11 protein-coding genes and 1 riboswitch are annotated in these 14,687 nt (G+C 66.7%); of the genes, 4 read left to right on the top strand and 7 right to left on the bottom strand.

Annotated features, from left to right (window positions below):
- The first annotated feature begins 114 nt into the window (after nucleotides 1-114).
- The 3 genes from AC1D0O_RS14500 (at nucleotide 115) to parC (ending at nucleotide 5,451) form a co-directional block, all read left to right on the top strand.
- Nucleotides 115-2,085 carry a DNA topoisomerase IV subunit B gene (locus AC1D0O_RS14500; protein ID WP_477654201.1) on the top strand — a complete coding sequence of 657 codons (1,971 nt, stop codon included), beginning with the start codon at nucleotides 115-117 and terminating at the stop codon, nucleotides 2,083-2,085.
- Nucleotides 2,085-2,954, top strand: coding sequence for a lytic transglycosylase domain-containing protein (locus tag AC1D0O_RS14495; protein ID WP_477654200.1), 870 nt, complete (start codon nucleotides 2,085-2,087; stop codon nucleotides 2,952-2,954). Before AC1D0O_RS14500 ends, AC1D0O_RS14495 begins: the two co-directional genes overlap by 1 nt.
- Nucleotides 2,955-3,093: 139 nt before the next feature.
- Complete coding sequence (gene parC / locus AC1D0O_RS14490; protein ID WP_477654199.1) at nucleotides 3,094-5,451, top strand: DNA topoisomerase IV subunit A; 2,358 nt, start codon at nucleotides 3,094-3,096, stop codon at nucleotides 5,449-5,451.
- 39 nt (nucleotides 5,452-5,490) lie between these two features.
- Here parC and AC1D0O_RS14485 read toward each other — a convergent pair whose 3' ends face one another.
- The 5 genes from AC1D0O_RS14485 to AC1D0O_RS14465 form a co-directional block, all read right to left on the bottom strand.
- The gene (locus AC1D0O_RS14485; protein ID WP_477654198.1) at nucleotides 5,491-6,006 is read right to left on the bottom strand and encodes a 6,7-dimethyl-8-ribityllumazine synthase; all 516 of its coding nucleotides are present in this window, start codon (nucleotides 6,004-6,006) and stop codon (nucleotides 5,491-5,493) included.
- A gap of 90 nt (nucleotides 6,007-6,096) precedes the next feature.
- A riboswitch (FMN riboswitch) is annotated at nucleotides 6,097-6,253 on the bottom strand.
- Between the two features lie 124 nt (nucleotides 6,254-6,377).
- Nucleotides 6,378-7,055, bottom strand: a complete 678-nt coding sequence (locus tag AC1D0O_RS14480) for a CPBP family intramembrane glutamic endopeptidase (protein WP_477654197.1) — start codon at nucleotides 7,053-7,055, stop codon at nucleotides 6,378-6,380.
- 64 nt (nucleotides 7,056-7,119) lie between these two features.
- A complete protein-coding gene (locus tag AC1D0O_RS14475; RefSeq protein ID WP_477654196.1) occupies nucleotides 7,120-7,572 on the bottom strand; it encodes a RidA family protein in 453 nt (150 codons plus the stop codon).
- Between the two features lie 119 nt (nucleotides 7,573-7,691).
- Nucleotides 7,692-8,657, bottom strand: a complete 966-nt coding sequence (locus tag AC1D0O_RS14470) for a tripartite tricarboxylate transporter substrate binding protein (RefSeq protein WP_477654195.1) — start codon at nucleotides 8,655-8,657, stop codon at nucleotides 7,692-7,694.
- 56 nt (nucleotides 8,658-8,713) lie between these two features.
- Nucleotides 8,714-9,901: a pyridoxal-phosphate dependent enzyme gene (locus tag AC1D0O_RS14465; protein WP_477654194.1), complete on the bottom strand. Its 1,188-nt coding sequence runs from the start codon at nucleotides 9,899-9,901 to the stop codon at nucleotides 8,714-8,716.
- An 82-nt stretch (nucleotides 9,902-9,983) separates the two neighbouring features.
- On the opposite strand from AC1D0O_RS14465, the gene AC1D0O_RS14460 reads away from it, so the two are divergent.
- On the top strand, nucleotides 9,984-10,925 hold the full coding sequence (locus tag AC1D0O_RS14460) for a LysR substrate-binding domain-containing protein (RefSeq protein ID WP_436155194.1): 942 nt from the start codon (nucleotides 9,984-9,986) through the stop codon (nucleotides 10,923-10,925).
- Here AC1D0O_RS14460 and AC1D0O_RS14455 read toward each other — a convergent pair.
- Both AC1D0O_RS14455 and AC1D0O_RS14450 read right to left on the bottom strand, forming a co-directional pair.
- Nucleotides 10,909-11,844 carry a transglutaminase family protein gene (locus AC1D0O_RS14455; protein ID WP_477654193.1) on the bottom strand — a complete coding sequence of 312 codons (936 nt, stop codon included), beginning with the start codon at nucleotides 11,842-11,844 and terminating at the stop codon, nucleotides 10,909-10,911. The two genes, AC1D0O_RS14460 and AC1D0O_RS14455, sit on opposite strands and share 17 nt — an antisense overlap.
- A 13-nt stretch (nucleotides 11,845-11,857) precedes the next feature.
- Nucleotides 11,858-14,626, bottom strand: coding sequence for a circularly permuted type 2 ATP-grasp protein (locus tag AC1D0O_RS14450; protein WP_477654192.1), 2,769 nt, complete (start codon nucleotides 14,624-14,626; stop codon nucleotides 11,858-11,860).
- Nucleotides 14,627-14,687: the final 61 nt, after the last annotated feature.

Raw genomic sequence — 14,687 nt, 5'->3', positions numbered from 1 at the left:
GGCGAAACACTGCCGCGCCCGCCCTTCGTTCCCGCGCCCGAATCGGGTGGACTGTATGTTTGTACAGTAACTTTCCCGGCCCGGACTACAATTGCGGCAATTCTTTCATCTGCCATGGCCGACAAACTACCCACCGAATATTCCGAAGGCTCGATCCGCGTGCTCAAGGGCCTGGAGCCCGTCAAGCAGCGCCCGGGCATGTACACCCGCACCGACAACCCCCTGCACGTCATCCAGGAAGTGCTGGACAACTCCGCCGACGAGGCCCTGGCCGGCCACGGCAAGAAGATCAAGGTCACGCTGCATACCGACGGCTCCGTCAGCGTCGACGACGACGGCCGCGGCATTCCCTTCGGCCTGCACCCGGAAGAACAGGTGCCGGTCATCGAGATCGTTTACACCCGGCTGCACGCCGGCGGCAAGTTCGACAAGGGCAAGGGCGGCGCCTACAGTTTCTCGGGCGGCCTGCACGGCGTGGGCGTCAGCGTGACGAACGCGCTGTCCAAACGGCTGGAGGTCACGTCCTACCGCGAAGGTATGGTGGCCCGCCTGGTGTTTTCGGGCGGCGACGTCATCGAAAAGCTGCACCTGCGCAAAAACGGCGAAGGCGATCGCAAGACCGGCACCACCGTGCGCGCCTGGCCCGACGCCAAATACTTCGAGTCGGCCGCGCTGCCCATGGCCGAGCTCACGCACCTGCTGCGCAGCAAGGCCGTGCTCATGCCCGGCGTCACCGTCACGCTGACCAACGAGAAGACCAAAGACACCCAGACCTGGTCTTATAAAGGCGGCCTGCGCGACTACCTGATGCAGACGCTGAACGGTGACCCCGTCATCCCGATGTTCGAAGGTGAAGGTTTTGCCGATTCCCAGCACGACAGCTTCGCCGAAGGCGAGGGCGCTCAGTGGTGCGTGGCCTTCACCGAAGACGGCCAGCCGGTGCGCGAAAGCTACGTCAACCTGATCCCCACCAGCGCCGGCGGCACCCACGAAAGCGGCCTGCGCGACGGCCTCTTCAACGCCGTCAAGAGTTTTATCGACCTGCATTCGCTATTGCCCAAGGGTGTCAAGCTGCTGCCCGAGGACGTTTTCGCCCGCGCCAGTTACGTCTTGAGCGCCAAGGTGCTGGACCCGCAGTTCCAGGGCCAGATCAAGGAGCGCCTCAATTCCCGCGACGCCGTGCGGCTGGTGTCCAGCTTTGTACGTCCGACGCTGGAACTGTGGCTCAACCAGCACGTCGACTACGGCCGCAAGCTGGCCGAACTCGCCATCAAGGCCGCGCAAACCCGCCAGAAGGCCGGCCAGAAGGTCGAAAAACGCAAGGGCTCGGGCGTGGCCGTGCTGCCCGGCAAGCTGACCGATTGCGAAAGCCGCGACCTGGCCCACAACGAAGTCTTCCTGGTCGAGGGTGATTCTGCCGGCGGCAGCGCCAAAATGGGTCGCGACAAGGAAAGCCAGGCCATCCTGCCGCTGCGCGGCAAGGTGCTCAATACCTGGGAGGTCGAGCGCGACCGCCTGTTCGCCAACACCGAAATCCATGACATCGCGGTCGCCATCGGTGTCGACCCGCACGGCCCGAACGACACGCCCGACCTCAGCGGCCTGCGCTACGGCAAGGTCTGCATCCTGAGCGATGCCGACGTCGACGGCTCCCACATCCAGGTGCTGCTGCTCACGCTGTTTTTCCGCCATTTCCCCAAATTGATTGAATCGGGTAATGTGTATGTCGCGCGGCCGCCGCTTTTCCGGGTCGATGCGCCCGCGCGGGGCAAAAAGCCGGCGTCCAAGGTCTATGCCCTTGACGAAGGCGAGTTGACCGCCATATTGGATAAATTGCGCAAGGACGGGGTGCGCGAAGGCGCCTGGAGCATCAGCCGCTTCAAGGGCCTGGGTGAAATGAGTGCGGAACAACTGTGGGAAACCACACTCAATCCGGATACCCGCCGTTTGTTGCCCGTGCAACTGGGCAACCAGGATTTCGGGCAAACCGAGAGCCTGATCACCAAACTGATGGGCAAGGGCGAAGCTGCGGCCCGCCGCGAACTGATGGAGTTGCACGGCGATGCCGTGGAGATTGATATTTGATGAAGCCTGAGACTTTTTTATCCTTTCTGCGGCGGCCCGCGCGCGCGCTGGGCCTGCCCCTGATGGTCATGGGCCTGGCAGCGCTGTTCACCTCTCCCGCCCACGCCGACATCTGGGGCTATGTGGACAAGGACGGCATCGCGCATTTTTCGGCGGTGCGGCTGGACGACCGCTATGAACTCTTTTTCCGCGGCAGCGAAAGCTTCAGCGCCGGCGACAACGTGGGCCGAAGCGGCAAGGCGGTCGGCAGCGGCGCCAATCGCGCCACCGGCGTGGCCGCCGCGCCGCCCAAGCTATTGGCCTACTTCGACGTTTCGCCCAATTACAAGGCCGTCAAGCACTTGCTGCGCGAAGCCTCCGTCACGCACGGCATCGACTACGAACTGCTGCAGGCGCTGATCGCCACCGAGTCGGGCTTCAACACCCAGGCCGTCTCGCCCAAGGGCGCAGTCGGGCTGATGCAGCTGATCCCGCCCACGGCCGAGCGCTATGGCGTGCGGGCCAGCAAGGATTCCACGGTCCACAAAAAGCTCACCGACCCCAAGACCAACATCCGGGCCGGTTCCAGCTACCTTAGCGACTTGATCGCCATGTTCCCGGGCCAGCTCGAGCTGGCGATCGCCGCCTACAACGCCGGCGAAGGCGCCGTGCAGCGCGCGGGCAACAAAATCCCCAACTACCCCGAGACCAAAAACTACGTCAAAACCGTGATGCAGCTCTACAACCACCTCAAGCCGCCCAGCATGATGAGCGCCAGCGGCGGCCGGGTGCGCATGGAGATGATGGGCGGCGCCACGGGCCGCAGCAACATGGTGCCGACCACGGTCGCGTCCACCGCCACGCCAGAGGCCCCACCCGAGCGGAACTGACGCCCATGCACCCGGAGTTTCGCCGGCAAGCCCGGCAGCCTGAAAGCGGCTCCTCTCTTTTTTCTTTCCATAATCCTGTACCGGCCGCGCCTGTGCGCACCGGCCCGGCATAACCTGACCCAGCCCAAGCCAAATCACGATGGATGATCTTTTCACACCGGACGCAGTCGCCCCCATTCCCGAACCCGCCGACCAGGATTCGCTGGCCGCGTACGCGCAGCGGGCTTACCTTGAGTACGCGCTGAGCGTCGTCAAGGGCCGGGCCCTGCCCGACGTCTGCGACGGCCAGAAACCGGTGCAGCGCCGCATTCTCTTCAGCATGTCGCGCATGGGCCTGGGCTTCGGCGGCACCAACGGCGCCAGCGGGGCCAAACCGGTCAAGAGCGCCCGCGTGGTCGGCGACGTGCTCGGCAAATACCATCCGCACGGCGACCAGGCGGCTTACGACGCCATGGTGCGCATGGCCCAGGACTTCAGCCAGCGCTACCCGCTGGTCGACGGCCAGGGCAATTTCGGTTCGCGCGACGGCGACGGCGCGGCGGCCATGCGCTACACCGAGGCGCGGCTGGCGCGCATCACCACGCTGCTGCTCGACGAGCTGGATGAGGGCACGGTCGACTTCGTGCCCAACTACGACGGCTCCTTTGAAGAACCCCGCCAGTTGCCCGCGCGCCTGCCCTTCACCCTGCTCAACGGCGCCAGCGGCATTGCCGTCGGCCTGGCCACCGAAATCCCCAGCCACAACCTGCGCGAGGTGGCCGACGCCTGCGTGGCCCTCATCAAGACGCCCAAGCTCAGCGATGAAGAACTGTTCACGCTGATCGCCGGGCCGGACTATCCGGGCGGCGGGCAAATCATCTCCAGCCACGCCGAAATCGCGGCAGCCTACAGCACCGGCCGCGGCTCGCTCAAGGTGCGCGCGCGCTGGAAGATCGAAGAACTGGCGCGCGGCCAGTGGCAGCTGGTGGTGCAGGAACTGCCGCCCGGTGTCAGCACCCAGCGTGTGCTTGAAGAAATCGAAGAGATCACCAACCCGAAGATCAAGGCCGGCAAAAAAGCCCTGAGCCAGGACCAGGTGCAGCTCAAGCAGACCATCCTGGCCGTGCTCGACGTGGTGCGCGACGAGTCCAGCAAGGACGCCGCCGTGCGCCTGGTGTTCGAGCCCAAGACCAGCAAGATCAGCCAGTCCGAACTCATCAACACCCTGCTGGCCAACACCAGCCTGGAAAGTTCGGCGCCCATCAACCTGACCATGGTCGGGCTGGACGGCAAGCCGACGCAGAAAAACCTGCGCCAGATGCTGACGGAGTGGATCGAATTCCGCCAGACCACGGTGCAGAGGCGTTCGCAGCACCGGCTCGACAAGGTGCTGGCCCGCATCCACATCCTCGAAGGGCGGCAGCTGGTGCTGCTCAACATCGATGAAGTGATCGCCATCATCCGCCAGTCGGACGAGCCCAAGCTTGCGCTGATTGCGCGCTTCAAGCTCAGTGAAATCCAGGCCGAAGACATTCTTGAAATCCGCCTGCGCCAGCTCGCGCGGCTTGAAGCCATCAAGATCGAGCAAGACCTCAAAAACCTGCGCGAAGAGCAGGGCAGGCTCGAGGAAATCCTCGGCAGCCCGGCGGCGCTCAAGCGCCTGCTGATCAAGGAAATCGAGGCCGACGCCAAGCAGTTCGCCGATGCGCGCCGCACCCTGATCCAGGCCGAGAAAAAAGCCGTGCTCGAAGTCAAGGTGCTGGACGAGCCGGTGACCGTGGTCATCAGCGACAGGGGCTGGGTGCGCGCGCGCAGCGGCCACGGCCATGACCCGGCGGGCTTTGCCTTCAAGTCCGGCGACGGGCTCTACGGCACCTTTGAATGCCGCACGATCGACACGCTGCTGGCCTTCGGTTCGCGCGGCCGCATTTATTCGGTGCCGGTGTCCGTGCTGCCCGGCGCGCGCGGCGACGGCCAGCCGCTCACCACCCTGATCGACCTCGAATCCGGCACGCAGCTGGTGCATTACTTCGCCGGCCCCTCCAATGCCGCGCTGCTGCTCAGCGCCAGCGGCGGCTACGGCTTCCTCGCGACGGTCGAGAACATGACGTCGCGCCTCAAGGCCGGCAAGGCCTTCATCAGCTGTGCCGAAGGCGAAACCATCTGCAGGCCGTCGCACGCCGCCTTCAACAGCGGCACGGCGCCGATGGTGCCCGCCACGCACGTGGCCTGCGCATCCACCGGCGGCCGCATCCTGACTTTTGAAATCGGCGAGCTGAAAATGCAGGCGGCCGGCGGGCGCGGCCTGATGCTGATAGACCTCGAAGCCAAAGACACCCTGGCCGGTGCGGCTGCCTACACCCGCAGCGTCAAGATCGAAGGCATAGGCCGCGGCGGCAAGGCACGCGAGGAAACGCTGGAGATCCGCACGCTGAACAACGCCCGCGCGGCACGTGCCCGCAAGGGCAAGGCCGCCGACCTGGGCTTCAAGCCTAGCGGCATTGCCCGCGTCGAATAAGGGCGACGCCCGCTTCCCTTGAGGGGGCGGGCGCCGGCCTCAGGCCGCCAGCAGCGACTCGAGCTTCTTCAGGCCCGCCACCGTCTCCAGGCAGGCCTGCGCCACTTCCTTGCCCTTGGTCAGGAAGTGCGCGGTGAAGAACTGGCGGTGCTCCTCGTGTTCGTGGAAATGCTGTGGCGTCAGCACCGCCGAAAACACCGGCACGCCGGTCTCCAGCTGTATGCCCATCAGTGCGCTGATCACCGCATCGGCGACGAACTCGTGGCGGTAGATGCCGCCGTCCACCACCAGCCCACAGCAGACCACGCCCGCATAGCGGCCCGACTGCGCGAGTTTTTTGGCGTGTAGCGGGATCTCGAAGGCGCCCGGCACCTCAAACGTGTCTATGGATTCAGGGCCCACGCCCTGCCTGGCCATTTCAGCCAGGAAGGCGCCGCGCCCCTGGTCCACGATGTCTTCGTGCCAGGACGACTGGATAAAGGCGAAACGCGCCTTGGGAGCGCCACCGGAATGGATGGCGGAAGGGGAAGCAACTGAACTGTTTGTCTGACTCATGGGTGGCCTCTGTAGGTATTACCAGAATCAGGGCGCACGAGCCTGCGGCCAGCCGGGGGCGCGCAGGCGCCCACGGCACAGCCGTTTGCATCGCGCTCTCTTTCATCCGGACTGTGACCGTCGGCTTCGGAGTTGAACCGAATCTGCTGACCCCGGCCTGCCGTGAGGAAAGCCGGGCGCTCGCGGGCTGATGCAGTTGCCTGCAAACACCGCCGGTGGGGAATTTCACCCCGCCCTGAGAACGCTGCCCCGGCGAAATGGCCGGGACACTCGGATCATAGGTCCCCTTGTCGCCGGTCCCGTCGCGGCGGGCCGACCACCCTGCGGCGCGCAGGGGAAAACAAGGGCTGCCCGATGATCGGGGCCCGGGTCTATTGCAGGCTGCCAAGAAATGGCACGATGTCCCCGAGGATATGCGCGAAAACCGGCGGCCAGAGAAGCTGGTAGCGAATGTAGTACAGGCCCAATACAAGACCGAAAAACAGGATGGACAGTGCGCCCATCGGCCCTTGGTACAGATGGCAGAGCACCCGGACCAGCAGCATGGCGCCCAGCGCGATTGAAAGCCCGTAGCCGCGCAGGCCGTTCAGAAGAAAACCCAGCAGGAATATTTCCTCGTAAACGCCGTTCACCATGGCCAGCATGATGACCACCGGCAAGGTCAGCCTCGCGTCCTGCACCATCAGCGCCACAGGCTGCTCTTGCGGGTCGGCGGCAAAGGGTGTGAGCAGCACAAGGTAAACACACCAGATCACAAAATAGAGCCCGATGCCGGCTACGGCACCCTTGGCCGTAGGCGCCGGGACCAGACTGGCGACCGCATAGCGCCGGGCATGGAGAAAGCCGAGCGCCACGGCGCCCAGTGTGAGTTCAATGCAAACCAGCCAGATAAATCCGGAATCGGAGAAAGCTCCCGTGGAGACCGGGAAGTTGCTCGCAACGGCCTGTAGCGAGGCGTAGATCGAAATGCCGAAGCATATGGCGGTGACTGCCAGCGCTTCCAGCGGCGTCGTCACGGTCCTCGCGGACGAGCGCGTCGGGAGCGTCATGCGAATCGGGCTTGGAATTCGAAATCGAACAATGGCTGAGTGCGCGTGTCAGCGGGGGTGGTATTCACTCGACTTCAGCGACCAGATCGATCTCCACACAAGCGCCCATGGGCACCTGCGCTACGCCAAACGCACTGCGCGCGTGCTTGCCGGCATCGCCGAAGATCTCGGCGAACAATTCGCTCGCGCCGTTGGTCACCAGGTGCTGTTCGGTGTACTCGCCGGTCGAGTTGACCAGGCTCATGAGCTTGACGATGCGTTTGACCTTGCCCAGGCCGACGGCGGCTTCCAGCGTGCCCATCAGGTCGATGGCGACCGAGCGCGCTGCCGCCTTGCCTTCTTCGGTCGTCATGTTTTTGCCGAGCTGGCCGACCAGGGGCTTGCCGTCTTTCTTGGCGATGTGGCCGCTCAGGAACACCAGCTTGCCGGTCTGCACAAAGGGCAGGTAGGCCGCGACGGGGATTGCCACGGGGGGCAGGGTGATGTTCAGTGCTTTCAGCTTGTCGTAGGCGCTCATGGTGTTTCCCTTTGGTTGAAGGCGGTTCCCGCAGGCGGGGTGTGCAGGGAATTGTAGGGCGGGCCCGCCAGGGGGCGGGCCTGTAGCGGCATGAAAGGAAGTGATGCAGCGGGGCTGGTTTATTCAGGCTTGATGCCGGCCTTGCGCACCACGGCGCCCCAGCGGTCCACTTCGCTGCGCATGAAGGCGCGCAACTCGTCGCGGCTCGAACCCTTGAGGTCTATGCCCAGCGTGGTGAGCCGCTCGCGCGTCGACGGGTGAGCCAGTGCCGCGACGGCTTCGTTGCGCAACCGCTCGACGATCTCGATGGGCGTGGTGGCCGGCGCCACCAGAGCCCACCACTGGTTGAACTGCATGCCTTCCATGCCGGCTTCGCGCGCGGTGGGAACGTCGGGCAGCGAGGCCAGGCGCGTGTTGCCGGTCACCATCAGGGCCGAAATCCTGTTCGCGCCCAACAGTGAGCTGGCGCTCGCCAGCGTGGCGAAATGCGCATCCACCTGGCCGGCCGCGACGTCGGTGAGCGCGGGCGCAGAGCCGCGGTAGGGAATCGCGTTGACCTTGATCCCGGTGGCGGTGGAGAACAGCTCGCTCGACAGGTGGCTGATGGAGCCGTTGCCGCTGTGGGCCAGGGCCAGCGGCACCTTGCTGTTACGGTGGGTTTTGAGGAAGCCCTTGATGTCGCCGTTCTTGTATTGCGGGCCGGCGAACAGCATCAGCGGTGAGGTGCCGACCATGGAAACCGGCGTGAAGTCGCGCAGCAGGTCATAAGGCATCTTGTTGAACACGGCCGGCGCGATCGCATGCGGCAACTCGACGATGGCGAAGGTGTAGCCGTCGGGCGCAGCCTTGGCCGCGGCCTCGGTGCCTATGCGGCCCGAGGCGCCGGAGCGGTTGTCCACCACCACGGTCTGGCCCATGGTCTCGCCCATGCGCTGTGCGATGGCGCGCGCGATCGCGTCCGTGCTGCCGCCGGGCGCCCAGGGCACGATGAGGCGCAGGGGCTTGTCGGGGTAGGCGGCGTGGGCGCTTGCGCTGATCAAGGCGGCGCCGGCCAAAAGCAGGGTGGTGAGCAGTCGGGTCTTCATGGGGAAATCCTTTGCGGTCTGGGGGGAGTTCAGGGGAGTCGTGGGAATTGGGGAGGTCAAGGCAAGGCTTCGAAGGTGTCGCGGTCGCCCTTGGCGGTCAGCAGCAGCAGGGCGTGTTCGGAAGGCGCGATTTCGCCGCGTGCGCGCAACTGCGCCAGCGCGCCCAGGCAGGCGCCCGCGCACAGCTCCACCCACAGGCCTTGCGCGCCCAGTTGCCTGCTGCCTTCCACGGCGGCGGCATCGTCGACCACGACCGCGCCGCCGCCCGAGCGTTTCACGGCCAGCGCCTGCTGCAAGGTGACGGTGCTGCCCGCTATGGAAAACTGCGCGGTGCTGCCGGCGAATTCGGACTGCGGCGATTCGCCGCCCAGCACGCGGGCAAGGCGCGGGAAAGGCTCGACCGCCCAGAGGCGCGGCATGCGCGCGACCAGCCCGGCCTGCAGCAGGTCGCGAAATCCGCTGTAAAGCCCCCAAAGCAAATCGCCGCGCGCCGTGGGCACCAGCACATGGTCGGGAATGCAGCCGTCGGCCACACATTCGAGCGCCACCGCGCGGTAGCCTTCGACACCGAAGGCCGGACTGCCGACGGCGGGCACGCTGTAGTTGGTCAGCGCGAAGGCTCCGTCCTGCTCGACGCGGCGGCGCAAATGTTCCCAGCGGCCGAAACCGCGCTCGAAGCTCAGGCGTTTGGCGCCCAGCCGGTGCAGCGCGCGCGCATAGGGCTCCGGCATGTCGTGATAGGTGGCGACTTCGCAGGCCAGGCCGGCGGCTGCGCAATAAACCGCGGCCGACACCGCCGCGTTGCCGCTGGAAGCCAACACCACGGTTTGCGCGCCCACCTCCAGCGCGCGGCTCACGGCCTGGGCCGACATGCGGTCTTTGTGCGAGCCCGTGGGGTTCATGCCCTCATGCTTGGCCGAGAGTTGCCGCAGGCCGAAAGCGCGTGCCAGGCGCGGCAGGTCCAGGCAGGGCGTGTCGCCTTCGCCCAGGGAAACGCCTTGGGTGTAGGGCAGCCAGCCGCCCCACTTATAACCCGCGCTGGCGGATTTGAGGGTTTTGGGCAGTTCGGCATAGACTGCCTCCAGGCTCGCGGGCATGCCCGCCGCCGCGCAATGCGGGCAGCCGGCTGGCAAGTCCTGCAGGGGGTATTCCCGGGCGCAGTGGATACAGTGCAGCCCGGACAGTTGCGGGTTGCGGACCACGATGGGCGGTCCCGCGAGGGCTTCGGAAACGAGGGAGTTCATGCGGCCAATGGTATGAAGGCCTGGCATTCCCGTGCGGCACTTGATGGCGATTTAGAATAAGTAAAACTTATAAGGAGCCGCCATGGCCGAAGCCAGCGCACGCCAGATCGAAGTGTTCCGCATGGTCATGCGCCTGGGCACGGCCAACCGCGCGGCGGCGGCCCTGCATGTGAGCCAGCCGGCGGTCACGCAGCTGCTGCAGCAGCTGGAGGCGCGCGCCGGCCTCAAGCTGTTTGACCGGCCCAAAGGCAAGCTCACGCCCACGCCCGAAGCCCATGCGCTGATGGAAGAGGTGGAGAGGGTCTACGAAGGCCTGGAGGCCGTGCAGCGAAAAATCGTGGCGCTGCAGTCGCATGAAGACACCGTGCTGCGCATAGGTTCGCTGCACGCCATGGCCGCCAGCGTCATGCCCTGGGCTTTGGCCGAATTCCAGCGCAGCTACCCGCGCACGCGCTGCCTGCTGCTGGTCGACAGCTCCAAGGTCTTGCGCGAGGCGCTGTTCCAGGGCGCGGTGGACCTGGCTTTCCTGGGCGACGAGGCCGACACCAGTGGCCTGGTATCTTCGCTGTTCTACCAGGCGCCCGCCGTCTGCATCATGCCGGCCGCCCATCCGCTGGCGCGCAAGCAGCTGCTGCATCCGCAGGACCTGCAGGAGGTGCCGCTGGTGGGCCTGTCGGCGTCCGACCCGGCGCAGCGGCGCCTGGAAGCGGCACTCGCGCAGGCCGGCGTGCAGGCGCGCTTTGTGATTGAAACGCCGTACAGCGCGACGCAATGCGCGCTGGTGCTGGCCGGCGCCGGGCTGGCCGTGACGAATCCGCTGGTGGCGCGTGAATACCTGGCGCTGGGCCTGCGCAGCGTGCCGCTGGCGGCCGATGTGTCGTTTCGCGCCTTGCTGGCCTTCAAGCCGCTGCAGGCCCAGTCGGGCGCGGCGCAGGAGTTTGTCGGCCTGTGCCGGCGCCGGCTGGTGGGCAGCCTGCCCGAGGGCTCTCTGCTGGGTGACGCCGCGCTCAGTTCCCCGTCGTAAGGGACTGGGCTTCGGTCTCAGGCAGCGGCTCCACCGTCACGGCCACGTCGAGGATGTGCTGCGCGCCGCCGCGTATCACGCCGCGCATGGGCGAGACGTCGAGGAAGTCGCGGCCTGTGGCCAGCGTGACGTAGTCTTCGCCCGGCGCGCGGTTGTTGGTGGGGTCGAAATCCAGCCAGGTGCCCAGGCCCGGGCAGTAGACCGAAGCCCAGGCATGCGAGGCGTCGCTGCCGACCAGGCGCGGCTGACCGGGCGGCGGGCTGGTCAGCAGATAGCCGCTCACATAACGCGCCGGCAGGCCCATGGCGCGGCAGCAGGCCACCATGATGTGGGCGAAGTCCTGGCACACGCCTTTGCCCTGTTTGAGCGCCTCGAGCGCCGGCGTGTTGACCTCGGTGCTTTCGCTCTCATAGGCCATGGTGTGGTGGATGCGCTCCATCAGATCGCGCGCGGCTTCGGGCAGCGGCCGGCCCGGCAGGAAGCTGGGGCGGGCGAATTCGACGAAGGCCTCGTCGCGCGGCACATAAGGCGAGGCAAACAGGAATTCGGAGGCGCTGTCGTAGGCCGCGCCGGCGCGGTAGCGGAACTGCTCGCGCACCTGCTCCCAGGGCGGCGACGCCGCCTGGCCACCGGCCAGCGAGGCCTCGGACTGCAGCGGGTTGAGGGCCGAAGTGGAGACCACGCTATCGGCCACCACGGTCAGGCTTTCATGCGCGGCCTGCAGCGAAAAATAGCTGCGCGTGTTGCCGTAGACGTCCACGGTTTCGCGCAACTGCACGGGCGCCGGATCGACATGCAGCGCATAGCTCAGCAGGCTCTGGCCGTTGCTGCTGGCGGGCTTGAGGTGCACCACGTGGTGGGCATTTTCCACCGCCGGCGCATAGCGGTAGCGGGTTTCGTGGACGACGTGCAGCAGCATGGGATGACTCCGCTCAGGCGCCCAGGCTCTGGCTACCGGAGGCCGCGTGGCTGAAGTAGCGGCGGCTCAGCGTGTCCGACAGGTCCAGCGCGGCATCGCAGCATTGCCGCAGCAGCTCGACCAGGCGGCCGTCATGGCAGTGGCCTTCGCCGTCACCTTCGGTCTGCATGTCCGCGCACAGGTCGGCCAGGGCCCAGCTGCCGGGATCGGGCAGTTCCATCGCGAGCTCTGGCATGTCGCCCGGCGCGCTGCCGGCCAGCTTGGCCAGGCGGCCGCGCAGGGTCTGCACCACCCAGCCCAGCGAGCGCGGGTTGTCGCGGTCAAGTACCAGTAAATCGAGCAGGGCCGGGATGTCGCGGCGTTGCTGGTATTGCGCGTGGAAGGTGATGGTGCTGTCGAACAGCGCCACCATGGCGTTGAAGCCGCCCTCCTCGAACACCGAACCGGTTTCAAAACCGCGCACCAGCGCGCCCGCCAGGGTGTTGAGCCGCTCGATGAGCCGGCCCATGCTGAGCAGGCGCCAGCCATCGTCGCGCGTCATGCGGTCGGTCTGCGCGCCCGTCATGGCCGAGAGGAAACCGCTCGCCGATTCGAGCGCGCGCAGCGCCTCGACCGATGAGTATTCAAGCAGGTACTGGCTGGTCTGCTGCTGGCTCTGTCCGCCCTGGCTTTGCGTCTGGCTTTGGCCCACGCTGCTGAAAATCGAGCAGCGCTGGAAAAAATCGGCCTCGGTGCGCACGATCATGTGCCACTGCTCCTGCGACAGGCGCTCGCGCACGGCCGAAGCCGCGCTCTTGAGCGCGCGCAGGTTGTAGCCCACGCTGGCGGCCTGTTCGGTGTCGGCCAGGTTGGCGATCAAGGCGCGTTCGAAGACCCGGCGCGCCTGCGTGGCCGGCGGCACGCTGTCGAGCACCAGCGCATTGCCGACGGCCATGCTGGTCAGCCAGGCCAGCAGCGGCTGCGAGGTCTGGTCCTCGCCGCCCAGGCATTGCAGCGTGATCTGCGCCAGGCGCGTGGAGTTTTCGGCGCGCTCGGTGTAACGGCCCAGCCAGAAAAGATTTTCGGCCGCGCGGCTGGTGACCGGCGGGCGATGGCGCAGCGGCGCCGCGGCCCAGGCCGGCGCGGGCTGCTCGGCGCGCGGGGCGGCATGCCCGGCCCTGGCCGCGAGAGGATCGCCCAGCACCCACACGTCGGCGCTGCTGCCGCCGTGCTGCATGGAGGACATGTTTTCGTTCTTGCCGGCCAGCCGCGCCAGGCCGCCCGGCAGCACCTGCCAGGAACCCTTGCCGTCGGCCACGGCGAAGACGCGCAGCATGGCCGAGCGCGGGGAAATCCGCTCACCCTGCCAGGTGGGGGTCTGCGGCAGCGGCAGGTAGGCCTGCACCGTGTAGTCTTCGCCGCGGCGCACGATGCGGCCTGCCCATTCGTCCAGCGCGCGGCGCGACAGCGTGTGGCCTATGACGGACTCCATGCCCGAGCCGGGGTAGGTCGGCTTGATCACGCAGTTCTTGAGCTGACCGAGCACGTCCTGCATGACGGCCTGCTCGCCGCACCACCAGGTGGCCAGCGAGGGCAAGGCCAGCGTTTCGCCGAGCAGGTGTTCCGACAGCGCCGGCAGAAAGCCCAGCAGCGCGCTGGATTCAAGGAAAGCCGAGCCCGGCGTGTTGACCACCAGCACATTGCCCGCGCGTATCACCTGCAGCAGGCCGGGCACGCCCAGCGTGGAATCGGACCGCAGCTCCAGCGGGTCGAGGAATTCGTCGTCCAGGCGCTTGAGCAGCCCGTGCACGGGCTCCAGGCCGCGCAGGGTCTTCAGGTAAAGCCTGTCGTCGCGCACCAGCAGGTCGCTGCCCTCGACCAGCGTCAGGCCCAGGAAGCGCGCGAGGTAGGCGTGCTCGAAATAGGTTTCGTTGTAAGGCCCCGGGGTCAGCAGCACCACGCGGCTTTCCTCGCTGCCGTCGGCCGGGCTCATGGCCTTGAGGCCGTCGACCAGCGCCTTGTACGAAGCGCCCAGGCGCTCGACTTGCATTTCGCGGAAGGCCTCGGGGAACAGCAGCGAGATGGTGAGGCGGTTTTCCAGCAGGTAGCCCAGGCCGGAAGGCGCCTGCGTGCGCTGCGAGACCACCGACCAGCGGCCGTCGGGGCCGTGGGCGATGTCGAAGGCTGCAATGTGAAGGTAGGTGCCGCCAGCCGGCTGCACGCCCTGCATGCCGCGCAGGTAGCCCGGGTGGGCATGCACCAGCGCGCTGGGCAAGAGGCCCTTGGAAAGCAGTTCCTGCGGGCCGTAGATGTCGGCCATGACGCGGTCCAGCAGGCGGGCGCGTTGCTGGATGCCGGCCTCGATCTGCGCCCAGTCGCCGGCCGAGACCATCATGGGGAAGAGGTCCAGAGCCCAGGGCCGCTGCGGGCCGTTGGCGTCGGCGTAGACGTTGTAGGTCACGCCGTTGTCGCGGATCTGGCGGCGCAGGTTGGCGGTGCGGTGGTTCAGGTCGTAAAACCCGTCGGTGCCCAGGAAGTTGAAAAAGCGCGTCCAGTCGGGCGACAGGCTGTCATCGGTGGCGGCGGCTTCGGGTTGGGGTGCGGCGGCTTCAGGGGCGCTGCCGGCTGCACGCAGCACGGGCTGGGCGGGCGAGGCTGCTTCCACGGGCGCGGGGCCTTCGGAGACACGGCCCCGCAACTCGTCGAAATGGCCGGCTGCCGCATGCGGCGCCAGCGCGGCGGCCAGGGCGCAGGGGGATTCGAGCGCCTGGGCGGCAAAAAGGGACTGGGTGTTATTTTCCACGTGCTGCAAGTATGCCTGCGGCCCAGGAGCGCAAAGACTCAATGAGGGGCTGGTTTCCGGC

Source organism: Polaromonas sp. P1_F2 (assembly GCF_056405735.1).
This window is presented reverse-complemented; position numbering and strand designations above follow the sequence as displayed.